20 protein-coding genes and 1 riboswitch are annotated in these 25,275 nt (G+C 46.3%); of the genes, 4 read left to right on the plus strand and 16 right to left on the minus strand.

The features are described from left to right. Window positions 1-144: 144 nt before the first annotated feature. From HMPREF1521_RS06985 to HMPREF1521_RS06995, 3 genes are read right to left on the minus strand one after another with little or no spacing between them, the layout of a single operon-like run. On the minus strand, window positions 145-1,014 hold the full coding sequence (locus tag HMPREF1521_RS06985) for an energy transducer TonB (RefSeq protein WP_038117471.1): 870 nt from the start codon (window positions 1,012-1,014) through the stop codon (window positions 145-147). Window positions 1,015-1,017: 3 nt separating this feature from the next. Beyond that, window positions 1,018-1,422 (minus strand): biopolymer transporter ExbD, encoded by a 405-nt coding sequence (locus tag HMPREF1521_RS06990; RefSeq protein ID WP_038117472.1) that lies wholly within the window; start codon window positions 1,420-1,422, stop codon window positions 1,018-1,020. Beyond that, complete coding sequence (locus HMPREF1521_RS06995) at window positions 1,419-2,024, minus strand: MotA/TolQ/ExbB proton channel family protein (protein ID WP_038117474.1); 606 nt, start codon at window positions 2,022-2,024, stop codon at window positions 1,419-1,421. The genes HMPREF1521_RS06990 and HMPREF1521_RS06995 overlap by 4 nt, the downstream gene beginning before the upstream one ends. Window positions 2,025-2,261: 237 nt before the next feature. On the opposite strand from HMPREF1521_RS06995, the gene HMPREF1521_RS07000 reads away from it, so the two are divergent. After that, complete coding sequence (locus HMPREF1521_RS07000; protein ID WP_038117476.1) at window positions 2,262-2,438, plus strand: type II toxin-antitoxin system HicA family toxin; 177 nt, start codon at window positions 2,262-2,264, stop codon at window positions 2,436-2,438. Window positions 2,439-2,447: 9 nt separating this feature from the next. Continuing rightward, window positions 2,448-2,825, plus strand: coding sequence for a type II toxin-antitoxin system HicB family antitoxin (locus HMPREF1521_RS07005; protein WP_038117478.1), 378 nt, complete (start codon window positions 2,448-2,450; stop codon window positions 2,823-2,825). 194 nt (window positions 2,826-3,019) lie between these two features. On the opposite strand, the gene meaB is transcribed toward HMPREF1521_RS07005, so the two are convergent. Genes meaB through HMPREF1521_RS07020 form a run of 3 tightly spaced genes read right to left on the minus strand, consistent with a single transcriptional unit; the run spans window position 3,020 to window position 8,622 of the window. Further along, on the minus strand, window positions 3,020-4,273 hold the full coding sequence (gene meaB, locus HMPREF1521_RS07010; protein WP_038117479.1) for a methylmalonyl Co-A mutase-associated GTPase MeaB: 1,254 nt from the start codon (window positions 4,271-4,273) through the stop codon (window positions 3,020-3,022). Next, window positions 4,266-6,455: a methylmalonyl-CoA mutase gene (scpA, locus tag HMPREF1521_RS07015; protein ID WP_038117481.1), complete on the minus strand. Its 2,190-nt coding sequence runs from the start codon at window positions 6,453-6,455 to the stop codon at window positions 4,266-4,268. Before scpA ends, meaB begins: the two co-directional genes overlap by 8 nt. A gap of 4 nt (window positions 6,456-6,459) precedes the next feature. After that, window positions 6,460-8,622, minus strand: a complete 2,163-nt coding sequence (locus HMPREF1521_RS07020; protein ID WP_038117485.1) for a methylmalonyl-CoA mutase family protein — start codon at window positions 8,620-8,622, stop codon at window positions 6,460-6,462. A gap of 257 nt (window positions 8,623-8,879) precedes the next feature. Then, a riboswitch (cobalamin riboswitch) is annotated at window positions 8,880-9,055 on the minus strand. 177 nt (window positions 9,056-9,232) lie between these two features. Between HMPREF1521_RS07020 and rarD the strand changes: the two genes are divergently transcribed. Continuing rightward, on the plus strand, window positions 9,233-10,117 hold the full coding sequence (rarD, locus tag HMPREF1521_RS07025) for an EamA family transporter RarD (protein WP_038117488.1): 885 nt from the start codon (window positions 9,233-9,235) through the stop codon (window positions 10,115-10,117). Between the two features lie 146 nt (window positions 10,118-10,263). Here rarD and HMPREF1521_RS07030 read toward each other — a convergent pair whose 3' ends face one another. The 10 genes from HMPREF1521_RS07030 to HMPREF1521_RS07075 all read right to left on the minus strand — a co-directional run bounded on the left by HMPREF1521_RS07030 (window position 10,264) and on the right by HMPREF1521_RS07075 (window position 23,655). Further along, complete coding sequence (locus HMPREF1521_RS07030; protein WP_038117490.1) at window positions 10,264-10,878, minus strand: tetratricopeptide repeat protein; 615 nt, start codon at window positions 10,876-10,878, stop codon at window positions 10,264-10,266. A gap of 116 nt (window positions 10,879-10,994) precedes the next feature. Beyond that, window positions 10,995-13,817: an FAD-binding and (Fe-S)-binding domain-containing protein gene (locus HMPREF1521_RS07035; RefSeq protein WP_038117491.1), complete on the minus strand. Its 2,823-nt coding sequence runs from the start codon at window positions 13,815-13,817 to the stop codon at window positions 10,995-10,997. A 462-nt stretch (window positions 13,818-14,279) separates the two neighbouring features. After that, window positions 14,280-15,602 carry a hypothetical protein gene (locus HMPREF1521_RS07040; protein ID WP_051435772.1) on the minus strand — a complete coding sequence of 441 codons (1,323 nt, stop codon included), beginning with the start codon at window positions 15,600-15,602 and terminating at the stop codon, window positions 14,280-14,282. Next, window positions 15,595-16,431, minus strand: a complete 837-nt coding sequence (locus HMPREF1521_RS07045) for a DNA adenine methylase (RefSeq protein ID WP_038117493.1) — start codon at window positions 16,429-16,431, stop codon at window positions 15,595-15,597. The genes HMPREF1521_RS07040 and HMPREF1521_RS07045 overlap by 8 nt, the downstream gene beginning before the upstream one ends. A 122-nt stretch (window positions 16,432-16,553) precedes the next feature. After that, entirely contained in the window at window positions 16,554-17,348 is a 795-nt protein-coding gene (locus tag HMPREF1521_RS07050) for a sulfite exporter TauE/SafE family protein (protein WP_038117495.1), read from the minus strand. Window positions 17,349-17,387: 39 nt separating this feature from the next. After that, window positions 17,388-18,746: a nickel pincer cofactor biosynthesis protein LarC gene (gene larC / locus HMPREF1521_RS07055; RefSeq protein WP_038117497.1), complete on the minus strand. Its 1,359-nt coding sequence runs from the start codon at window positions 18,744-18,746 to the stop codon at window positions 17,388-17,390. Between the two features lie 31 nt (window positions 18,747-18,777). Further along, window positions 18,778-19,557 carry a nickel pincer cofactor biosynthesis protein LarB gene (gene larB / locus HMPREF1521_RS07060; protein WP_038117652.1) on the minus strand — a complete coding sequence of 260 codons (780 nt, stop codon included), beginning with the start codon at window positions 19,555-19,557 and terminating at the stop codon, window positions 18,778-18,780. Then, entirely contained in the window at window positions 19,557-20,300 is a 744-nt protein-coding gene (gene larE, locus HMPREF1521_RS07065; RefSeq protein ID WP_038117499.1) for an ATP-dependent sacrificial sulfur transferase LarE, read from the minus strand. The genes larB and larE overlap by 1 nt, the downstream gene beginning before the upstream one ends. A 77-nt stretch (window positions 20,301-20,377) precedes the next feature. Further along, window positions 20,378-21,652 carry a nickel-dependent lactate racemase gene (gene larA / locus HMPREF1521_RS07070; protein WP_038117501.1) on the minus strand — a complete coding sequence of 425 codons (1,275 nt, stop codon included), beginning with the start codon at window positions 21,650-21,652 and terminating at the stop codon, window positions 20,378-20,380. 455 nt (window positions 21,653-22,107) lie between these two features. After that, window positions 22,108-23,655 (minus strand): ClC family H(+)/Cl(-) exchange transporter, encoded by a 1,548-nt coding sequence (locus HMPREF1521_RS07075; RefSeq protein ID WP_038117503.1) that lies wholly within the window; start codon window positions 23,653-23,655, stop codon window positions 22,108-22,110. A 337-nt stretch (window positions 23,656-23,992) separates the two neighbouring features. Here HMPREF1521_RS07075 and larA (HMPREF1521_RS07080) point away from each other — a divergent pair, with 337 nt between their 5' ends. Beyond that, the gene (larA, locus tag HMPREF1521_RS07080) at window positions 23,993-25,270 is read left to right on the plus strand and encodes a nickel-dependent lactate racemase (protein WP_038117505.1); all 1,278 of its coding nucleotides are present in this window, start codon (window positions 23,993-23,995) and stop codon (window positions 25,268-25,270) included. Window positions 25,271-25,275: the final 5 nt, after the last annotated feature.

Here is a 25,275-nt window from a genome sequence, read left to right on the forward strand (position 1 = left end):
TATAATCTAAATAACATAGTGAATGTATTCTACACGTTCATACCAAACCTACACATTCAAATCCACTGAAATAAATATAATCCTCAAAACAATTTCACATCAATAGCAAAAGGCTGTACTCGATGTTCATCATCAGTACAGCCTTTATTCGCCTAATACGACGGGTATGGTCAACGTCGTAGGGTGTCCTAAATTGTTTTCAATGGTGCCGCTGTGCTTCACGATGCGAAGCGCCTCGTCTTTGATGGCCGGCGCCACCTTATCGTCGATAATTCGCGTGCCCACCACTTCGCCGGACTCGCCGAAATGCACTTTCACCGCCACGGCGCCCTGCAAATGCGATTGACGGGCCTGTTCCTGCACGCGTTTCAAAAAGCTCGTCGCATTTCGTTCCGGTGTAGGCTTCAATTCCTCCTGTAACCCTCGTGAAAGCAGTCCTAATGCCACAGGGCTCATAAAGGATAGATCGGATTCCTGATCGGGTAAATTATTCCCGTTCGTACCGTCATAAATTCCTGAATTTGGATTTTTCTTATTCCGGGAAAATGAACCGAAAGACTTTTGTTCAGGCTCCCCTTCTTTCGATTTCGCAAGCCCGTCCTGCATCTCCGCTACAGGCTCATCCGACTGATTCACGGAATCCGGATTGCGCACATAACCCCATTCCATATGTTTCGGCGTATTAACGTCCGGCGTCGAATAGAGATTGTTCGCTGCGGTCTGTTTCGGCTCAACCGCTTCCAGATGTTTTTCCTCCTGTGCCGACTTGTCATTATCGGTATTGCCCTTTGCCGCATCGGTAGCCGCCGGATCCGCATGATGAATCTCCACCTTGCCGGTTTCCGTACCGAAGCTTTCACCATCACTGTCGATATCAAAGGTGATTTCCGTCATGATGTCCCCGCCGAAGCCCGTACCGCCCATCTGCTGCAGAGACAGGCCGAACGCAAAGGTCCACAGGGAACTGATAATGACGGCGATGACGAACGGTTTTTTATAATTCGTATCCAGCATAGCCTATTTACGCTCCGTCGCTACACTAATATACTTGGCGCCGTTCACCTTGAGCAGATCAAGCAACGTAATGACATCGTTATACACGACATCCTTGGCGGCACGAACGACAAAAGCCTGCCGCGGATTTTCCGTCACAATCTGTTGTACCGCACCGGCCAGCGCCTCTCCGTCAAGCTCGCGGTCATCGAGGAATAGCCGATGATTCGAGGTGAGCGTAACCGTTTTCGGCTCGATGGACTTCGCCGATGAAGTCGAAGTACTCGGTAAACTGATCGGAATCTGCTGCTCCGAATTCATGTACAGCGTGCCGATCATGAAAAATACGAGCAGGAAAAACACGATATCGATCATGGGAATAATCATGATGGCCGGTTCTTTTTTTACACCTAATGTACGTCGTCTCATACGGATGAATCCTCGTTATATACGTCTAAAATGGCCCCGCACGCATGCTCCAGTTCATTGATAAAATCATTTACGCGCGCCGCACAGTAACTGTGAAAGCCGAGCGCTATGATGGCAACCGTAAGGCCCGTCGCCGTCGCAATGAGCGCCTCCGATACGCCGCCGGTAATCACCGTAGGCGCCCCGATGTCGCCACCTACAACGGCAAAGGCGCGAATCATGCCGAGCACGGTGCCCAACAAGCCAAGCAGCGGCGCCATCGTTACAATCATGCTGAGCCATCCGAGACCGCGCTTCAAACGCTCATCCACATAGCCGATAACATCCTGTAATCGATTTTCAAGCGCCGTATAATTACGGGCGCGGCGCATCGGCGTCGCCAATAATTCACCGAGTTCTTTGGCGTCGCGTTCCACCACGGTCGGCAACATCACCCACGACGGCTGATTATCCATAGACTTCGTGAATGCGTTCAAATCCCTCCGAAAGCGGCGATACAACAAAACACGCTCCACGCCGATCATCCACGTTGCAATAAGAAAAATAAATAGCGGAACCATGACAAATCCGCCGGCTGAAAATAAATGAATAATACTGTCCATGCTAAACCTCCAAAAGTCCATATATATCGGACTCTATTGGAAATAATTATATCATGTTTTTCCATATCCCATAAGAAAAATATACACGCAAAAATGTCAAGTGACCATTAAGAACCTCCGTGATTATCAGTCACCGCACTTTCACCGAAAAGAATGCTACACTACAAATAAAATCAAGAAAGTCCAATGTAATAATTGTTAAACACGTGTACACGTGCTATCATATAAGGAGAGTATATGAAGGACAAAGATTTACTTAAGCTACTTCAGAAAAACGGTTGGAAGGATGTACGGCAACGCGGCAGTCATCACCGATTAAAGAAAGGTGATAAAGTGGAAGTAATCGCGGTTCACGGAAGAGATGTGCCTGCCGGATTATTAAACGCTATTTTAAAACGTACAGGACTGAAATGAGGAGGACCTATGAAATTTATATATCCTGCTGTTATCCATGATGATGGCGACGGTTTATGGGCTGAATTTCCCGACTTGGAATACACCAGCAGCACAGGGGCAACGCTGACAGAGTTATTAACAAATGCTCAGGAAGCAATGGAATTATTCATCTTAGGTGCACTTGAGGATGGCGGAACTCTGCCTGAAGCCACTTCCATTCGCAATTTACCGTGTACAAAATCCACCTATCCTACACTCGTGCAAACGGATATCGATTTAGCTAAAAATAGCAGATCTGTAAAGAAAACCCTGACCATTCCGGCATGGTTGAATGAACGCGCATTAGCCAAAAACCTTAACTTTTCACAAATTCTACAGGAGGCGCTCGTAGAAAAAACAATGTAAAATTACAGTACATCTTCTACGAAATCAGCCTGTTATACTTATCCGCCACTAACTATAGGGCACATAAAGATACTCTTAAAAATCACATAATCACGCAAATGAAAAAGACCCGATGTCTCTATACAGCAGCTTCACCTTTACATGGTAAAGCGATCAAATGCCGTATAGATGTCGGGCCTCTTTTCGTTATTTTTTTATTTAATCGATTTATCAAAGATTCCGATCAGTTCTTCTACGGCCTGCGACTCGCTCATTTTACCGTTCAGTACGGCCGCTTCCACTTCGCCCATGCGCCCTTGAATGACAACATTATTAAAGAACAGGTTGTGCAAGTGTTCATCAATCATGTCGCGCACCCATTGTAAGGACTGTTCCTGACGTCGTTTGAGGAACACTCCGTTTTCCTTGCATTGTTCGGCGAACTCTTCAATAACCTCCCATAGCTCGGGCAGGCCGTCTTTAGTAACGGCCGAGCAAGTATAGGCCCGAGTCTTCCATTTTTCCGTAGCCGGACGGATGTAATGCAGCATCCGGTCATAATCGCTGCGCGCAATGAGGGCCCGTTTAAGGTTGTCCCCATCCGCCTTATTGACTACGATGGCATCCGCCAGTTCCATAACGCCTTTTTTGATGCCCTGCAGTTCATCACCGGCACCGGTGAGAACGATAAGCATAAAGAAGTCCACCATGGAGCGGACGGTGACCTCACTTTGACCGACACCTACGGTTTCCACGAGGATAATATCATATCCCGCCGCTTCACACAGCAGCATAGTTTCTCTACTTTTACGAGCTACGCCGCCCAATGTGCCTCCCGCAGGGGACGGACGAATATACGCATTCGGATGTTTCGTCAACGTTTCCATGCGCGTCTTATCGCCCAGAATACTGCCCTTCGTGACCTGACTCGTCGGATCCACCGCAAGAACCGCCACCTTGTAACCCGCTTCAATGAGCATGTTACCGAAGGCTTCAATGACGGTACTTTTACCGGCTCCCGGCACACCTGTGATGCCGATGCGCAATGCCTTGCCCGTACGGGGCAACACAGCCTGCAGCACCTGCTGTGCCGTTTGAAAATGCATTGTATTGTTACTTTCAACCAATGTTATGGCCCGTGAAAGTATGACGCGATCACCCTGCTCGATACCGCGCACATAATCAGCAACGGTCAGCTTTTTACGTCGCTGCACGGGTCGTGACGACGGGGCCAGATGAGCGGAGCTCGTCACGAGACCGTCATGCATTTCCTTGACGCCCTTCATCACGTGACACGCGTACGTGTCATCCGCTTTCGCTTCCTCCGGCACCCAGTCGGGACGATAGGTACTGCCCTCGGCGCTTGCGTTTTTTACACCCAGTTCAGGGGCGTTACTTTCACCGGAGGTGAAAGCGGCATCCTGCGTGTTACGCAATTCATCCGGAGCAGTCCGTTTCTTATCAGTCATTAGACTCTTCCTGAACGTGGCTGCTCAAGGTTTCCAATAATTTTTTCGCCGCTACCGGCAAAACTGTACCAGGTCCAAAGATAGCCACTGCGCCATGTTCGCGTAGGAATTCATAGTCCTGAGCAGGGATTACGCCACCGATGGCAACCAAAATATCTCCGCGGCCCCGCTTGTTGAGTTCCTCTACAAGTTGAGGCAACAATGTTTTATGCCCCGCCGCAAGAGAACTGAATCCGACAATATGAACGTCATTATCCACCGCATCTTGAGCTGTTTCTTCCGGAGTTTGGAACAAAGGTCCGATATCCACGTCAAAGCCCATATCCGCGAAGGATGTAGCAATTACTTTCGCACCGCGATCATGACCGTCCTGACCCATCTTGGCAATCATGATACGAGGACGACGACCTTCGATTTCTTCAAAGTCATCCGCCATCTGACGTACTTCCTTGATAACATCGTCATCTTCAAATTCGCTGGAGTATACGCCGGAAATGGAGCGGATAACCGCTTTATGACGGCCGCATACCTTTTCAACGGCAAAGGAAATTTCACCCAGGGATGCACGGGCACGAGCCGCTTCAAGCGCAAGGGCGAGCAAGTTGCCTTCGCCCGATTCCGTAGCGTTCGTAATCGCTTCGAGACAGGATTGAACCTTTTCTTCATCGCGGTTAGCGCGCAATTGTTCAAGGCGACGAATTTGCGCCTCACGTACCGCCGTATTATCTACGTCGAGGATATCCAACGGATCTTCCTTATCTAAGCGATATTTGTTGATGCCGATAATGGCTTCACGACCGGAGTCGATACGAGCCTGACGACGTGCAGCGGCTTCTTCGATACGCATCTTAGGAAGCCCTGTATCGATAGCTTTCGCCATACCGCCAAGAGATTCGATTTCCTGAATGTGACCCCAGGCGCGACGAATCAATTCGTCTGTCAATGCTTCTACATAGTAGGAACCGCCCCATGGGTCGATAACCTTACATACCTTCGTTTCATCCTGGATGTAAAGTTGAGTATTACGCGCAATACGCGCCGAGAAGTCCGTAGGCAACGCGATCGCTTCGTCAAGCGCATTCGTATGAAGAGATTGGGTATGACCCAATGCGGCCCCCATCGCTTCCATACATGTACGAGCCACGTTGTTGAACGGATCCTGTTCCGTAAGAGACCAGCCGGATGTCTGGCTATGTGTACGAAGAGCCATGGATTTAGGGTTTTCAGAGCCGAAGCTTTTAATAATCTTAGCCCACAACATACGAGCCGCACGCATCTTCGCCACTTCCATGAAGTAGTTTTTGCCGATAGCCCAGAAGAAGGACAAGCGCGGTGCGAACTGGTCAACGTGAAGGCCCGCATTAACACCGGTACGGATGTATTCGAGACCGTCGGCCAATGTATAACCTAATTCGATATCCGCCGTAGCGCCCGCTTCCTGCATATGGTAACCGGAGATGGAGATACTGTTAAACTTAGGCATATTCTGCGATGTATACGCGAAGATATCTCCGATGATACGCATCGATGTAGCCGGAGGATAGATATATGTATTACGCACCATGAATTCTTTCAAAATATCATTTTGAATTGTGCCGGCCATAACCTTTTTATCTACGCCCTGTTCTTCACCGGCTAAGATGTAGAACGCCATTACCGGCAAGACGGCGCCGTTCATTGTCATGGATACGGACATCTGGTCAAGAGGAATACCGGAGAACAGAATTTCCATATCGAGGATGGAATCTACCGCAACACCCGCTTTACCAACGTCGCCCACAACGCGTGGATGGTCGGAGTCATAGCCGCGGTGAGTGGCAAGGTCAAAGGCGATAGACAGACCCTTTTGACCGGCTGCCAGGTTACGGCGATAGAACGCATTGGATTCTTCCGCGGTGGAGAAACCGGCGTACTGACGAACCGTCCAAGGACGCGTTACATACATCGTGGAATAAGGTCCGCGCAAATACGGAGGCACACCGGCCATGTAGTCAAGGTGTGTCATTCCTTCATAATCCATCTCCGTATAAAGCGGTTTCACCTGGATCTGTTCCATCGTCGTATTGTATAACTCTTCAAAGCTTTTTCCCGTTTCCTTTTGGAGTTCAGCAAGCCATGCATCGCGAGATGTGGCCGTCTGGGTTCCCAAGCCAAGAGAGGAGAAGTCTGGATTTTTAAACATGAGCTCACATCCCTTTCTTATCTTGTAACGTATGTAAGATTTCGTAACAATTTGCACGAACAGAAATGAAATCATCTACGCCCGCTTCGCGGTAGGTAGGTTCCAGGTCCTTCGGAGGTGCCCCTGCCAGGATAACCGTCACATTCGGCATAGTTTCCTTCAACTCCTTGGCGAGCGGCGGAACCAGTTCAGGATAGGTGGCATCCGTAGAACAGATAACCACTACATCGGCGCCGCTTTCACGAGCCGCCTTCGCCGCATCAGCCGTCGTTTCATGACCGTCGTTCTTGATAACCTCGAACGCCGCCACTTCAAAGAAGCCTGTAGAGAAATCGGCGCGCGGTTTATGTTGCGGTATAGGGCCCATATTCGCCAGGAATACCTTCACATTGTCCTTCGTCCGTTGTTTGTATTCTTCCGTACGCATTCTGAGGGCTTCAAATTGTTCCGTCCAGCGATGAGGCGCGATGGCTTCGATCGTTTCCGATGAGATATCGCCCGCATCCAAAGCCTTACGGATTTGACGCATCGTCAATTTCTGTAACGCCCCCAGTTCGATGAGGCCGATCAATGCGCCCGGTTCCGTCGTACTCGCCTCCAGCGCCGCCTGAGCTTTCACAACCGCGTCAGGATCGGCTCCGGCCAAGTACGCCTCGATTTGCGCCGTCCGTTTTTGACGCAACGTATCCTGGTTTTCAGGCTTAGGATTCAGGAGTTCTTCGGTCATGTTCGCATACATGTTGTTACCTACGGCAACGTCTTTACGGTATGCCAAGTTCTTGAACCGCTCTGCCAACACAGCTTTCACCTGTGCCTGCGGATACCCTTCCTTCAATGCGGCGACAATGCCGCCTTTTGCTTCAATAGCCTGGAATTCGGCCCAGATTTTTTCGCACAGTTCGGCCGCCAAGGTTTCCACATACCAAGAACCGCCTACAGGGTCCACAGGTTGACGCAATTCGAATTCCGTCTGCAACATGACCTGAATATTACGCGCAATCCGACGGGAAAAATCGTCGGATTTGCGAATCGGCTGGTCAAACGGCGATACCTCCATGCTGTCCAAACCGCCCACAACGCCGGAGAATGCCTGTGTCGTGTTACGCAACAGATTTACATACGGATCGTATACGGTCTTTGTGAAAGCCGATGTTCTGCCGTGAACATGCACCGCACGATCGCTTTCATCAGCACCGAAAGCCTCCATGATACGCGCCCAGATCACACGCAAAGCGCGTAATTTCGCGATTTCCATGAAGAAGTTAGCTCCTAAGGAGAATGTGAACATCATGCTGTTTGCAATGGTGTGAATATCCACGTTGCGTTGCGCCAGCTGACGAACATAACAAGCCGCCGTCGCCAAAGCGTAAGCCACTTCCTGCACGTCATTAGCACCGCCGTTTGCATAGGCATCGCCGGAAATGAGGACGGTCTTGAGCTGTGGCGCCTGTTCGGAAGCCCAGATCACACTATGTGCCATTTCATCAAACGCCGTGTCCAGGGACATATGCAGCGCACCGTCTTTCACCCATACACCGATAGGATCCGCACCTACGAGACCTTTTAGGTCGGACGTCTGTTTTTTCGTCGCTTTCACAGTGGCGGAAATCATCCCCAACAGGATGGCAGATGATGCACCGGCCTCGATGTAGAGAGGATTTTCCTTGAAGTTAAACCGTTCCAATAATTGCGTGCAATCTTCAACAGTCGATAACGATGTACCGCCCACGCCTACAGCGGCTCCGACCTGCACATCCTGATCATGACGCGTCGCTTCATCCAGCCGGATGTTATGAATCGTACTGCCCTTGACAATCTCGTACAGGCTCGCATGATTTGCGTCCTTCGGTAACGACTCATCTACGTATTGCGACACACCCCAGGAATCCTTAATATAGCCGCTCGCCTTGGTGCCTCTCAAAAATTGACCCGCACCGGGATACACGCCCTTCGGAATTTTTTCCTGATGCAACGCTGGCGTATAAATCGGCTGTAAAGTAATTCCTTCATAGGTTTTCGTGAACATCTTTTTATGAAAGTCCCCGCCCTTTAAAGCCTTTTCAACCTCAGCCTGCCATTTTTCATACGTAGGTTTCTCAAATTCATCAAATGACACAGGAGCTAGCAGTTCGCTATTTGCGGCATTTGAAGCCATTTTATCAGACATATATGTGCCTCCTTTTCAACTCGAAACCATACTAGGAACAGCGAATCCGTCATCGTACCTATAAACTGTTCGGGATATATCCGACTCGAGCAAATCCGGCATTATCAAGTCGTAATACAAAGCTCCTAATACGCCCCTCCCGAATGGCAACAAAAAACGTGCCACCCTGGAGTGACACGTTAGGTTTCTTGTTGAAAGGTACACAAAAACCTCTAAGCAGTATACCTCAATCCCCTTCCTATCGCTCGTAGGTACATAACGGTGATTATCAAATAGGCAGTTCTCCTGGCTCGGGGTCATCGCCTCGCTTTCGCCTTCCCAGATTGCTCCAGTGGCATTATGAAAGCAGGCTCGTCCTTACAGTGGCGGGACCGCATCGGCTTATACCGATTTCTCTATTAAGTCTTGTGACACCTATTCTCAATATTTTGTTGTTCTCCCTTAAATATAGTGTAAAACACTGCATTCAGTCAACATTTATAAAATCAATTCATAAGTACCTAATTTTATATTATATGTAAAAAGCATATAGCATAACTTAAAGTAATATATTCGCATCACACATGAATAATGCTATAATAAATCATATTTATCAGGAGGCATCTATTCTATGGAACATACAAATAAAAAAGGGCTGCTTATGGCTCTCAGCTGTTATATCATATGGGGATTACTCCCTATTTACTGGGCACTCTTACAGCATATTTCCCCTTATACCGTGCTGGCCCATCGCATCATATGGTCCGGCATCTTTATGGCTTTCATCGTTATAGGCATAAATTTTACACAATTTAAAAAGGACTGCCACCATTTATGGACACATCGCTCGCAAATCGTGCTGCTCCTATGTGCCGCACTACTGGTCAGCCTCAACTGGGGCACCTATATCTGGGCCATCGCGAATAATCATGTTATGGACACCAGTCTCGGCTACTATATCAACCCGCTCCTCAATGTCCTGCTGGGCGTCATCATTTTTAAAGAGGTCCTCACGTTTCCGAAAAAGCTCAGTGTCGCTATCGCCGCCTTGGGCATCGCTTTTCTTACGTGGCAACTGGGCTCTCTGCCGTGGATTTCCGTGGCCCTCGCCGTCTCATTCGGCCTCTACGGCGCGGTAAAGAAAAAACTAATCATCCATCCGTTCACGAGCATCGCCCTCGAAGCATGGATTGTAACCCCTCTCGCCGTATTGTACACGATGTTTATCGACACATCGTCATGGTCCTATTTCGGCACGGACTGGAATACGACCTTGCTGTTCATCGGATCCGGCCTGACCACATCGGCTCCGCTCATACTGTTTTCGTATGGCGCCCGCCTGTTGCCGCTTAATGTACTCGGCTTTCTGCAATACGTATCGCCTACCATCGCTTTACTCTTGGCAATCTTCTACTTCGGTGAAAGCTTCACTACGACGAACATCATCGCCTTCTCCTGTATCTGGCTCGCCCTCATCATCTTTACGATGTCGAATCAGTTGCAACGGAACAGGTAAAATATATATTCCACATATAAACAATATAGCCCCTCCGCTATGAGAGATTAACATCTGTTGTACGCCCCGATATCAGATTGAACTTGATCTGATATCGGGGCGTACTTCATAGTGAAAAGGCTATTTTACTATATAAATTGAGTAACTTATTTTATCAGTGCTTCAAAGCGGGGCTGACCGTGATATTTCATAAAATGATCCTGCTCCGCCGCCACGGCTTTCACGGACGGGTCGATTTTAATCGCCTGTTCCAGCCAGTCGAGGGCTTTTACATCATTCCCCTGATCCGCATAAATGGTGGCGATACCATAAACGGACCATGTATTGCGAGGATCCTTTTCCAGTACCCGCTCAAACCATTCCTTGGACTCGTTCAAGCGGCCCTGCAGTTTATAGACCATCGCCATATTGTAATAATTGGCCACGTTATCGGAATCTAAATCGTAAGCTTTCCTGGTATCCTGCAGGCCCTTGTCCGTATCCCCCTGTAACGCCTCCGCCATGCCGCGCACAGAGTACGCCTCCGCATTACCCGCATGAGCCGCTATCGATGCGGTCGCCTCCTGTACGGCCTTGTTGTAATCGCCCGCTGAAAGAGCCGCCTTGGCCGCCGTTACATGCGAATCGGAGTCCTCATGCACCTTGGACTTCTCTACCGCTGTGTCCGCACCGGTCGCCTGCGTCCTGTCCGTATCGACGCCACACCCCCAGACACCAAGCAAACTTACAAACAAACCTATACATAATAGAGTAGATCTCATAAAACACCTCGCTTATCAATTCTATCGATTTAGGCACAATTTTTGGAGATGCAGTTCAGGTAACTCATCCTTTTCGTTATATCTCGGAGAATTTAAATGTGTAACTCATTAACTTATTACTTTTTACTTGTAGAGCACCGGTCTAACAGATACGCAATACCGACGAACGGGATGCCCGAATTTTCACCGAGCCCGATTTCACAAGTCGAACTGGAGCTGACGCCAAGGGTCACACCGTATTCGGCCACTTCGCCGGACAAGTCTTTCGTAGCGCATTTATTGAGTTCCGGCGTAAAGAACCCCTTTTGTCCCGCGAAGCCGTCACAAGCGAACGATTTGATATTGAATACATGATCGGAGCAAAGATTTGCGAGCCGTTCAATATATTCGGACTTGCCTGCGGATTTAATCTTACATTGTTTATGTACGAGAACGCGTTCATCGCATTTACGGATACCAAGGCGCGGCACCACGTGATTATACAAGTATTCGGAAATATCATTAATTTCCAAATCCGTAATATGTTTGAAAGCATGGCTGAAACATGCACTGTGGTCAATTACGATAGGATATTTACCGTTTTCCGAGGCAGTCATCAATGCATCGTGAAGATCCTTGAGCGCCCGTTTATCGATGTCTTCATAATTTTCAAAGCTGAGACCGCAGCAGAGGTTTTCAATATGCGGCGGATACACCACATCGATATGCGCTTTGCTGCATAAGCTTTCAAAAACCTGTTGCAAACTCCGTTCATCGTTATAGCCCTGGTTCGGACGGAATGCGCGGTTTGCACAGGTACTGAAGTATACGACCCGTTCAAAATTGCCCGGCTTGATACGGTTCTTCAATTTATAACGGTTCGCCTTAGGTGTCGTCTTCGGCAAGTACGGCGTCATCCCGGTCACGCCATGTAAGCCATCCGTGATTTTTGAAATCGCCTTCTTCGTCACGATAGCGCCGGCAATGCCTTCAAGGCTCACGCCGGCACGGCACATATCAAGGGTAGTCGCGAAATTATCGTAAATTGTCTTCGCGAGACTCGGTGCAGGCGGATCGATTTTACGCATGGACAATGCAATCTGCGCCGTATCGATACTGAGCGGACATAGACCTTTACACATGGAACATGCCGCACAGGTGTCCACACCATAGTACTGATAGCCTTTTTTAAGTTCAGCGGCAAGCGTAAACTTGCCTTCCGCTTCAAGTCGTTTCGTTTCACGCAATAACGCGATACGTTGACGCGGTGTCAATGTTAAATTGCGGCTCGGACAATGCTTTTCACAGAAACCGCATTCCATACAAATGGTGAAAGCATCATCAATAACGCATTGCGCTTTCAGATTTTTCTTGTACACATCAGGATCATCGGTAATGATAACATCAGGATTCAGGATGCCCGTAGGGTCGAAGATAGCCTTGATACGACGATTGATTTCGTACGCCTTCTTGCCCCATTCCATTTCAACAAACGGAGCAACCATGCGACCTGTACCATGTTCCGCCTTCAAGGAACCCCCGAATCCGGATACGCGCTCGGACATTTCTTTCACCAAATCGGCGAAATTCTTGGTATCCTTAGGATTGCTGAAATCAGGGGTGATATTAAAATGCACGTTCCCGCTCAAAGCATGACCGAAAATAACGCCGCCGTCCACAAAGTCGTATTTATGGAATAGCTCCGTAATCATTTCGATGCCCTTGGTGAAGTCCTCGATTTTGAAGCACACATCCTCGGTGATAACCGTTGTGCCTTTCTTGCGCTGCCCGCCGACAATCGGCAGGATGCCCTTGCGGATAGCCCACCACGAATCATATTCCTTCGGATCTTGGGAATATAGGCTCGGCATAGCCGTCGGAATATCCTTCAACCGGTCTTTAATAAACGCTAAGTTCGCATCCACCGTTTCCTTTGAATAGCTTTCGGTTTGGAACAGAATCGCACTGGTACCTTCCGGCACTTCGCTAAGAAAAGCCGGCACATTTTCAAGACTTTGTACCGCACAGAGCGATTGATAGTCCATCATTTCCGCAGCGACCACCTTCTCGCGGCCCATGTTGGCAAGGGCGACAACCGCAAGAGACGCGTCGTTCAACGTGCGGAAGAACATGAGACCGCAACCCTTATGAGGCACGTCCTCAACGGTATTGTACACGATTTCAGACACGAAGCCTAACGTGCCTTCGGAGCCGATAAACAGATGATTGATGATGTCAATAATATCTTCAAAATCAACAAGCGAATTCAAGCCGTAACCGGTAGTATTTTTAATCTTGTATTTATGATAAATCATGTGCGTCAATTCTTCATCCGCTAAGATATCCCTGCGCAATTGCAAAATATCCTCCACCATTTGCGGTTTTTCCTTGAGGAACTGCTTGACGCTCTTCGGATCCGATGTATCGAGAATCGTTCCGTCCAACAATACGACGCGAATGGAACGGATCGTCTTGTATGAGTTCTGTGCCGTACCGCAGCACATGCCGGATGAGTTGTTATTCAAAATACCGCCAATCAAAGCGGTCGCAATGGTTGCCGGATCAGGTCCGATTTTGCGGTTATACGGTTGTAGCATATCATTCGCATCAGAACCGATTACACCGCAATCACATTTTAATGCAAGGCCGTTATCCAGAACCTCCATCTTTTTAAAACCGTCATTACATACGATGAGCACATCTTCACAGGAACACTGCCCGGATAAGGACGACCCAGCAGCTCTGAATGCGAATGGCGTACCGCATTGTTGACCCAGACGAATCAAGCGGCGCACCTCTGATTCATCCTGCGCTTTCACCACGACCTTCGGCAAATAGCTGTAACAGGATGCATCCACGCCATATGCATAACGTCTCAGATAATCTGTATACACACGATCTTTACAAATCTCCTGCGCCTCTTTGGCAAAACGGTCATAATCTCTTACTAATGAATTCACTTGAATAACCTCCAATCCCAGCTTAAGGAAATCTTTATAAATTTAGTATACGCCGTTCTCATTATGCCTACCACAATTATGCATAAATTATATCTCTTCCAATAATTATCGATATCGATGCGCCTTTTAAATTATATGTTGAAAGTACATCTCATTCGCATTATCATGTACCGATTTCTCCACATGTAAAGCAAAAAGGCCCCTATCCATTCGGACTAGACATACACGAATTAAAAAGTATCTCTAAATCCACATAGATAGGGACCTGAACATATGTAGTTCCGCAAGAATCAGATTGCAATATATATACATAAAACCTTCATCTATATATATTTTAATTTATCCATTCTCAATTAAAGGCACATATGAGTTTTTAGCATAATATAATAAATCGATCTAATGTTAATTTTAAATATTAAACAACTAAACATCATATGTATTTATAAATATACCTAAATATATTCAATAATTAATAGTATTTACAATCCAACGAATCCACGAAATCACCGTACTTGCACGACGTTTATTAGTAGTATCGCTATAAGCTAAACCTGAATGCGGATCTACAACACCTACACGATTCATAAATTGTATAATATCCTTTTTTGAAGGTATTTCTCCAAATTCATCATAATATTTATATGTAAAATAAAACGTTTTAAAAGACAAAATTGTTTCTACCAGTTTTAATTGTCGCTGCTTGTAAGACATAGAAAACAATGAATTACCTAATTTTGTCAGACAATAAGAACGATGTCCAGCTGTATCAACCTGCTTCTGAACAAGCCCTAAATACCGCGCTGCATCTAAATAATATGAGGACTGACGTGTATCAAAAGAATACTCCTCTGTAATCGAATCTTTTTCCATATCATTAATATAAAGTAATTCACAAATATTGATTACTCGTTCAAAAGAATCAGCTTGAGGAAATGGAATTCGAGGTTCCTTATTGAAATTTAACTTATCCATTACATCTCGTATATTATCTCGTGAAATCTGTGTATTCTCCAAACAATATCGCTTATGCTTCACTAGTTCCAAAGAATTATAATATTGCAAGTCATTAAATTTATATTCGTATAAATAAAAAATACTATTCGAATAAATCAAAAATACCAATCGTACAGGCTTAGATCCCATTTTACGTTGCCAAGTACGAAATGGATAATATAACTGTCTAATCAAAAAGTTATCAGCTAAATCACGCTTAGCTTCCATTAACGTAAGGCTATTAATTCCCTCATAAGCTGCATCAATTTCAATCTGAGAGTTCTCCACCCGTACAACAGGACTAATGGATTTTCCATCACTAAATACAGCTGCTTGAAAAACAAATCCTTCCGAACTCATACGACCTGATACTGTAGGTACTAATTTCTCGTCATCTAAAAAATCTGTAAGAATACCAGATATATATGCCATATTTAATGCTTTGCTCTCACTATTAATAGAATTTACATTAAGACTTTTAATATATTCCGGAACCTTTAAATATGTAATATCAGATGAAATCGATTCAAAATTATGATAAGCCTTGATACGAGATACATAATAATCGCCTCGAGTAATAGGCAAAATTGACAAATCATTTTCTATAAAAAGCTTTGGTCGATCATCAGAATGATCAAATTTGACAGCTAGCCGAGGCTCTTGAAACTCCTTAATCTCATCAGCTGAAATCTTAAAATATCCCTCATTATCAATAGCTTCTACTATATTATATTTATTATTTAAGTTATTCCAAGTTACATCAATTTTTCGAGCCTTTATCGGTTTACTCATAATTTCTAACTACAACCTCATCTACGCATCCTCGTTTTGCCCCCACAGAATTGATAGCACGCTTTGCAGGAACAATAGTGATATTAAACTCTTGATAAATATCTTGTATAAATTCTGTTGCCGAATTTGAAAGCATAAATTTAATGCCTGCCGCATCTAATTGGCGACAACAATCACGCAAAACGACTTGATCTTCACAACTAAATCCCCCTGCATTATAACCAGTAAAACTAGCCGTAACAGATATAGGATCATATGGAGGATCCAAATAGACAAAACTATCTTCTGGCAAATCTTGTACTGCCTCATAATAGCTACCATTTAAAATAGTTACATTCGCCGCATTAAAATAATCATGTACAGCACGAAGCATACTTTCATTAACAATATTCGGATTTTTATAACGTCCGAACGGCGTATTGAACTCACCTGCACTATTCACACGATAAAGACCATTATAACAAGTTTTATTCAAAAAAATAACTCGTGCCGCTTTGTCAATATCACTTAATTGATTATAGATGCTTGCATCACGATCCCAACTACGTACAGTATAAAAACACTCTTTCGTATTTTCAAACTTAGCAAGTCGTTTAATAAGAGCATCTATATCATCTCTAATAGCCCGATACACCCCTATAAGTTCACTATTAATATCATTGATAACCGCATTTGTTGGCTGCAGTGCAAATAAAACAGCACCGCCACCAACAAACGGCTCGCAATAGCTAGTATACGTAGCAGGTAATAACGGCATTAAACGATCCAATAACTGCCGCTTGCCACCAACCCATTTCACTATCGGTGACGCTAAATTTATCTTTCTCATGCATGCAACCCCTTTCTAAATACTCATATTATTGTAACCTATATGAGTAAAAGAAAGCTATAAATTTATGTATTCAAATTTAATATAACAAGAGCGCATCTACTTTCATCATTTCAAAAATATTAGAATATGATCCCCGATCCGATGATCAGCCGCACCGCCAGTGCGAATACGCAGACACTCATCAATGCCAGAATGACCTTTGCTTTCAGACGTTTTGCAATCTGCGCGCCCGCCTGGGCCCCAAACAGAGCGCCGAAACTGGCAGGAATGGCAATGCTGAATACGATATGGTTCGACAGGAAGTGTGTAATAACGCCCACCGTGGTGGATACCGCCAAAATGGCCTGACTCGTAGCCGTCGCCAGATGTGTAGGAAAGCTCATCAGATAGATAAGCGCAGGCACGTGAATAAGTCCGCCGCCGATACCGAAGATGCTGGAGATAAAGCCGACCACAATGCTGATAGCGATGCCTAGCGGCTTATTATAGGTAACCTCATCGAGCGTGAGGGACTCCGCTTGGCGCTCGCCTTTACGGAAATTTTTAAATCCGATCAAAATAGATACACAGGCCAGGAAACACCCGAAGGCAAACATAAATTCAGGGCCTGAGAACCAGGCGGACATACGCGCCCCTAAAATGGCGCCCGGAAAGGTAGCCAGGCTGAAAATTAGAGCGGCGCTGATAAACACCTTTTTCTGCCTGATGTACGCCAGCGAACCGGAAATAGCATTACACATAACGGCAAATAAAGACGTGCCCACAATCATCGACGGCGACCACTGAGGAAACCAGTACATGAATAAAGGCACAAAAATGAGACCCCCGCCGGCGCCGATAATCGTCCCTAACATGGCCGTAAAAAAACCGACGACGATAAAAAATAGATAGAATACAAACGGATTATCAATCACAATACAACCTCCCTGATGTGTCGAGGATACAATAGGCTCCTACAGCTGCCGTTTCAATTCCAATAAGCTCATATCCAAAGCCTCGGACGCCGTTACAAGATCATCATGCTCATATTTGATCGATGTCCCATCAGCCCCATAGGCCTTTTTATACCTGATAACCTGCCCCTTATACGTAATAGAACCGGACTCTCTATGTAAAATGTGTCGTTCCTTTTTCTGAAAGCGGAGCCCCAACGTTGTGGTATGTTTCAATAACAGCTGTTCTATCTCGGCGCGATGTTCTTCATGACATAACACGGTAATCATCGTGCCGGGACGCTGCTTTTTCATCATAACGGATGTCGTAAAGACATCGAGCGCCGGAGATGTTATCAGTTTCTCCACCGCATATCCGATTTCCTCCGCCGTCATATCATCAATATTACATTGAATCTCTATGATTTCATCAGACTTGTAGACGACATCGGTAACATCGCGTACATTCGCCTGCTCAGGATTCTCGACAGAATGTTCAACCTTGTCTTCTTCTAATGTAATCGTATCCACAAAAGCTCGTACACAGTTAGGTCGATTATATGTCTTCGTCCCGAATCCATACGACACAGATTCAACGTGCATCACGGGCATCGGTCCGAAGTCCGTTCCGAAATATCGCAATAAAGCGACCCCTGTAGGCGTACAAAGTTCGCCTTCCACCTGATAATCCGTATAACACGGCAAGCCTTGTAACAGTTTCATCGTAGCCGGTGCCGGTACATTCAAAGTGCCGTGAGCACAATGCACCGTACCGTATCCCATGTGAATGGGCGACACCATAATCCGATCGAACGCAAGATGATGCAATACATAACATACCGCCACTACATCGGCGATGGCATCATAGGCACCGACCTCGTGAAAGTGAATCATATTCACATCCCTTTGATGCACTGCGGCCTCCGCATCGGCAATTAACCGATACACTGCCGACGCATCGCGTTTGACCTCATCCGGTAAGGACAATCCATTAATAATTTGCTGAACATCTAACAATGTATGATGAGAATGTGAGTGATGGGGATGTAAGTGATGATAATCCTGTTTATGTTGCTTCTGACTATCATGTCGCTCATGACCATAAGCCTGCTGATCGTGATTGTGCTGATTATAATTATGATGATCGTGATAATCAGGAATTACATCTTCACCCTCTATATAACCGTCAACGGCAACCGTACAATGATATCCCTGTAAGCTGCATTCTTCCTTCGGTTCCAATCGATAAGTCACCTTGGGGATGCCGACAGCATTTAATCTTTCAACCCATCGAAAAGGATCGTCCGTCAGGCCCAACAACGTCGCCGTCAGCATATCACCGGCAACACCCATCTGACAGTCTAAAAATAACCGCTTCATTATCGTTACCCTTTACTCATAACCCATGCAATCACTTGCTTTCACCGATATGATTAATCATATTCGCCATATATGCGGCACCGAATCCGTTGTCGATATTCACCACGGAAACGCCGCTGGCACAGGAATTAAGCATGGACAACAACGCCGTTACGCCGCCGAAAGCCGTTCCGTAACCGACACTGGTAGGCACGGCAATCACCGGAACATCTACGAGCCCGCCCACAACACTGGCAAGAGCGCCCTCCATACCGGCGATAACGACGATAACCTTGGCACTCATAAGCTCATCCAGATGATGAAGGAGACGATGAATGCCGGCCACGCCCACATCATAGATGCGCTGTACCGAATTTCCATAAAATTCCGCTGTCAAAGCACATTCCTCTGCCACATTATAGTCACTGGTACCGCCCGTCACAACCGCAATATGACTGCTTGTCGTTTCAACGGGCATATCACCGACGATGCCGATACGTCCGGCCTCATAATAATGTAGCGATACATGCATTTGCATGGTCTGTGATATCTGTGTTTGAATAGTCTCCGCCATCGCTTTCGGCAATCGTGTCACCAATATATTATCGATTCCGTTGGCTTTCATGGATTGGATAATGCCGACGACTTGTTCAACGCTTTTCCCTTCACCGTAAATAACCTCGGGTACGCCTTGGCGCACGGTGCGATGCAGGTCCACATGAGCGTAACCCAGATCCTGAAACGGTGCCTGCTTCAAGGTCATCAATGCCGTGTCGATATCGACAGTTCCATTTTTAACAGCCTCTAACAAAGTACGTACATCCTGATTCATCATCGCACCTCTAAATCTAATAACACCGCATCAAACAAAGGACTCAACTGTTTTATTATGAGCTCCCTATATTGCAATACCTTTTCCAACTGCGATTGAGGCACCTGAATTTTAGCTATATTGCCGAGTAATCGTACGCGAAAGTCGGAAAATCCCAACGAAAAAAGATATCCTTCCGCCTCTTCCACCTTACGAAGCCCGTCCTCTGTAATTCTCTGTCCCACAGGAAATCGCGTAGCAAGGCACGCATACGCCGGTTTATGCCACGTAAATAAACCCGCCTCACGTGATGCGTTTCGAATCATGGGCTTTGTCAGCCCGCACGCCCTAAGAGGAGAATATATGCGGAGTTCCTGAATCGCCTTCATGCCCGGACGGTCATCATACTCATCACTCGCATTGGTACCGTCCGCCACATGGTGAAAGCCGTCATGATTCGCCGCCTCGATAATTGCATTAAATACATGCTGTTTACAGTAATAACAGCGATTATCCGGATTGGCGACAATCCTTTCATCCTTCAACGGGTCAACTGTTATTTCCTGTACCGAAACGCCCAGAGACGCGGCCAAACGCAATGCATCGGATCTTTCAAAATCCGGAACGAACGGAGATTTCACAAAATAAGGCTGCACCGTAAGACCCGCTTTCACAGCCGCATATAACAGATACGATGAATCGACGCCGCCGGAGAATGCGATAGCTAACCGCTCAAAGCGTTTTAAATAATCAACCAGCTCCATCGACATCCTCCTCAAACCGTACAGATTCCAACATACACAATAAGATATGATTCATACTGAAGTTTCTAAACCATTTTCTACTCTACAATAACCGTGATTCCGTTCGGAATAATCGTAATCGATGCATCCTCACCTTTAATTCCCCTCGCAATGGATACCGCTTCATCCAGCGTGGAGGCCGGTATCATATGCATATCCCGTATCACCTGATGATCACAATCGGTCGTCACCACGATAACAGAATAATGATTCAAAATTCTTGCAAGAATCTGAATTTTCCATTGATACGGCTTTGTCTCATTCCTCGGAACACCGTGAATATCATCTAATATCTGCTGTGCACTGTCCATGCCCTTAATCGCATCGTACAAAGCCTGTCCGCCATGTCCTTCTTTACAGGAAGCCGCCAGAATGATGACACCCCCGTCATTACAGGATGCCTCGGCCGCTGTCATCCCCTTTACGGATTGATAAATATTCTGATCCGACGGATAGCCGCCATTACTGGTAATGACGATATCCGCAGGGATACGCTGCACCGACGATAAAGAACGGATAAATTCATACCCTTCTTTGTGAGCATCTACGCAATCACCGGCAACAGCTTTGATGATTTCCTTTTTACTGTCGATGACGACATTGAGAATAAACTGTAAATCGGCTTTTCTCGCGGCATACAGCATGTCTTTATGAATCGGGTTTTCATCGATGATACCGGTCCGCGAAAATTCACTTTCAATAAATTCGGCACAATGATTGGCAAGAACAGTCACCTTAGATGCCACACCGGGCAGTACCGATTTACGTCCGCCGGAAAATCCCGCAAAGAAATGAGGATTGATGAGCCCTTCCGCAATCAATAACTCCGTCTCTACAGCCAATCTGTTGATCATACATTTGCCCCCTGACGGTAATGTACCGATTTCAACCATATTCGCATCATCCTCGGAATCATGATTGATCAACTTCTCATGGTTAACGATATCCTCGCCGAAACGGGCGACCATTTCCTCATGAGTCATAGGCCTGTGAAAGCCTGTGGCAATCAGAATCGTAATATCAATTTCGGGATTCACGGCGCGGATACAACGAAGCAAAATAGGCAATGTCACCTTGCTTGGCATCGGCCGCGTATGATCACTCGTGATAATCACCATATTCTTCCTGCCTTTTACCAAAGTTTCCAACGAAGGACTGTTAACAGGATGGTCCAAAGCATACTCTACCAACTCGCTCTGACTCAACTCAGCCTGATACGAAGCCGCATTGGACTCCAACACGCCCGAAACGAAACGCTCATCAAGAGACACATCCAGCTTTTTATAATCATAAGGAAAAGTATACGTTTTCATGATTAACCCTCCGTAGCCGCTAGAACTCATATATGTTAAGTATAGCACCGAACCGTATAATCAATCTATAAAATCCACGTGAAAACAAACAGCTTTGGAGCCTTTCCCCTCCCGGTTTCATGTGAAATGAGGCACCCTCTATTAGAGGTTCATCATTTATTGCGTGCATTTCAATAAAAAACTCTTCGAAAAACGACTTAGCGCCGCAAGGGTAGCTTTAAATCCCCTCTTGGTTTCATGCAAGGAGAGGCGCCATTAGAGACATTAACAATCGTTTTTTGTAAACAGTATTAGGACAATTGGCGCCTCTGTAGCCGAAGTTTTATAAATAAATAAAATACACCGGCAGGAAAACGACTTAGCGCCGTAAGGGGTGGCTTTGGAGGCTTTCCTGCCGGTGTATTTTTCAATATATTAAGTTCATATCAATAAAACTTCGGCTACAGCCAACAATCTTACATACTGGACGCAAAAAACGATTTAGCCTCCTTGAGGCGCCCTCGTTCGCATGAAACCTGCAACTCATCACCGGCCTCAATCACCACATCTCGCAACGGCACGATATATGTCCCGTTTCGTCTGATGCTGACAATCAAAACCCCGTCCGGTACGCCCAGGTCCTGCAGTTGTTTGCCGATATACGGTGCCACTACAGGTACCTTTGTCTGAAAGAAGGTTTGTACCGCTTCCAGATTGCTTTGTCCGCTCATAGCCCGCAATAAGGAGTCGTAAATTGGCGGTTCTTTCAACAATTCCGCTACCAGATAGGCAACAATGGTCACGATACCGATGGCATAAATATTTGAAAAGCTGTTCGTCATTTCAAGAACCAGCAGAATTGCTAAAATCGGGGTTCGCATTGCCGCCGCCAGCATACCGCCCATCGCACAAATGACGAACTGCGGCACATAATCACCGGAAATAAGTTGAAGTGACGACAGGAGGCTTTCACAAAAAGCACCGGTCGCCGCACCGATAACGAGCATGGGCAAAAAGATGCCCCCCTGCGCACCGCTGCCATAGCAGAACGTGGTCAACAAAATCTTGCCCATGACGATGCCCGCAAGGAGCCACACCCCATGCGACTGAAATGCCAAATGCCCCACCAGATCATTGCCGCCGCCCAGCAACAGCTGCGAATCAAAGCCGATAGCCGCCACGGCGACAAATGTAATGACTAATTTCAAAAACCGGGAACATTTGAGCCAGTCAAAGAAACTTTTAAACGCGAAAATCATTCGGCAGAAAAAGACGCCGCACAATCCCGTCAGCACGCCCACACCGAGAAGGGACGGGAAATATTCCAGAGGCATCCCCGTCGTCACGGAAAATCCCAGCGCCGGCTCGAGGCCGAAGATACTGACCGTAATGTAATTGGAAATCAACGCCGCCACAAAGGTAGGAATGACGAGGTACGGATAAAAACTCTTATGCACCTCTTCAAAAACGAACATCGCCCCCGACACGGGAGCGCTGAAGGCGGCAGTCAAGCCGGCCGCAGCACCGGCGGAGGTGAGTATACGCTGTTCCCGTAAACCTGAATTCATCCAATAAGACACGATTTTACCGGCAGAGCCGCCGATTTGTACGGCCGGACCTTCCCGCCCCACGGAGAACCCCGCAAAGCCCGTCAACACACCGCCAATCATCTTGGATACAAACGTACGATACGGTTTCATATCGAACAAGCCCAGCATTTCCCCTTCAATTTGAGGAATACCGGATCCGCCGGACAACGGCGCCCACTGTAGCAGGCGATCCACGATAAAGGCAAATAAAATCATCCCTGCGAGCCAAATGAGCGCCCATTCGAGTGAAATTCCATCCATCAGTCCCCAACGCACATGCTCCGATTCAAGGATTAAATAGCGATACGTGGCGCCGCCGAACCCGGCGATAACACCGACCAAGGCGCCTTTCAGAATCAATTCGGATAACAGAATGCGATTCATGGACATATCCGCTAAGGTGGAACTGCGTTTATTCAATTTCCATAATTTCATACTATGTCCCTCCGCCTCGAACTATTTCGGTCCGCACGCTCCATACAGATTAATACTATGCCGCATTATAATACCTTAATATATTTATAGCATATATTTATAACGACCTGAAAATAACTGAATATCTCAATTTATATTGAATGCATATATATTAGTTATATTCATAACTAGTATACTTGTCCGTATTCACTTTTTCAAGAATATTGATTGTGAAAGTATATCTACGAGTTTGTACACTTGTGAAAGATTTTTGTCCTCTTTAAGCGGATTTTCATTTCTATAGAATATAATAAAAGTATATCGTTCTGTAGTTTGATATACGTAAGGAGCAACACCAATGAAAACGTTTCACCTTCCCTATTCTAAAAGCACCGTTGATATTCAAATTCCAGAAGCACGGATTGCAGGCGTACTGGAATCCAGGGCACACTCATACAAACCTGAGCTTTCACAGGAAGAGCTCGTCGAAAGTGCATTGGATCATCCTATAGGGAGTAAATCATTAGAAGAGCTGGTAAAAGGAAAGTCAAATATGGTCATCATTACAAGCGACCATACGAGACCCGTTCCCAGCAAAGTCACGATGCCGATTCTGTTACGCCGTATCCGCAACGCAAATCCGTCCATAGACATCACGATTTTATTGGCAACAGGATTTCATAGACCGACCACAAAAGAGGAAATGATCGATAAATTCGGTGAAGATATCGTGGCCCATGAAAAAATTGTAAATCATATTTCGGGAGATGCGTCCCAAATGGTCAAAATCGGGGTTCTCCCATCCGGTGGAGATTGCATTATCAATAAAATCGCCGTCGAAACGGAACTGTTAATCGCCGAAGGCTTCATTGAACCTCACTTCTTTGCAGGCTTCTCGGGCGGTCGTAAATCGGTACTTCCGGGCATAGCATCGGAGGTGACGGTCATGGCGAACCATTGCGCGGAATTCATCAACAGCGCCTATGCACGAACCGGTATCATTGAAAACAACCCGATTCATAAAGATATGGTCTACGCAGCGCGTACGGCTAAACTCGCCTTTATTTTAAATGTTGTCATCGATGCCGATAAACACATCATCAACGCCTTTGCGGGTGATATGGAGGAAGCCCACGAAAAAGGGTGTGCCTTTGTATCCGATTTAGCCAGTGTGAAAGCCGTACCTGCCGATATCGTTGTCACTACTAACGGCGGCTATCCGTTAGATCAAAATATTTATCAATCCGTAAAAGGCATGACAGCGGCCGAAGCTACCTGTAAGAAAAACGGCGTCATTATCATACTTGCCGCATGTAATGACGGTCATGGAGGCCAATCCTTATACGAAAATCTGAAAAATGCGACCACACCGAAAGAATTACTCGACAGAATCGCCAAAGTACCGCGAAACGAGACGATTCCCGATCAATGGGAAATGCAGATTCTGGCTAGGATCTTAGATCAGTGCACGGTTATTGTCGTAACAGATCAATGCGATCCGCAAATGTTAACGGATATGCATTTAGAACACGCCTATAACTTTGACCAGGCATTACAAACAGCAATGAAAAAGGTCGGTGAAGATGCCACAATCACGGTTATCCCTGACGGTGTATCCGTGATTGTGAAACAATAACCCCC

Origin of the sequence: Veillonella sp. AS16, assembly GCF_000517785.1 — a bacterium.
In the GTDB taxonomy this organism is placed as follows: Bacteria; Bacillota; Negativicutes; order Veillonellales; family Veillonellaceae; genus Veillonella; species Veillonella denticariosi.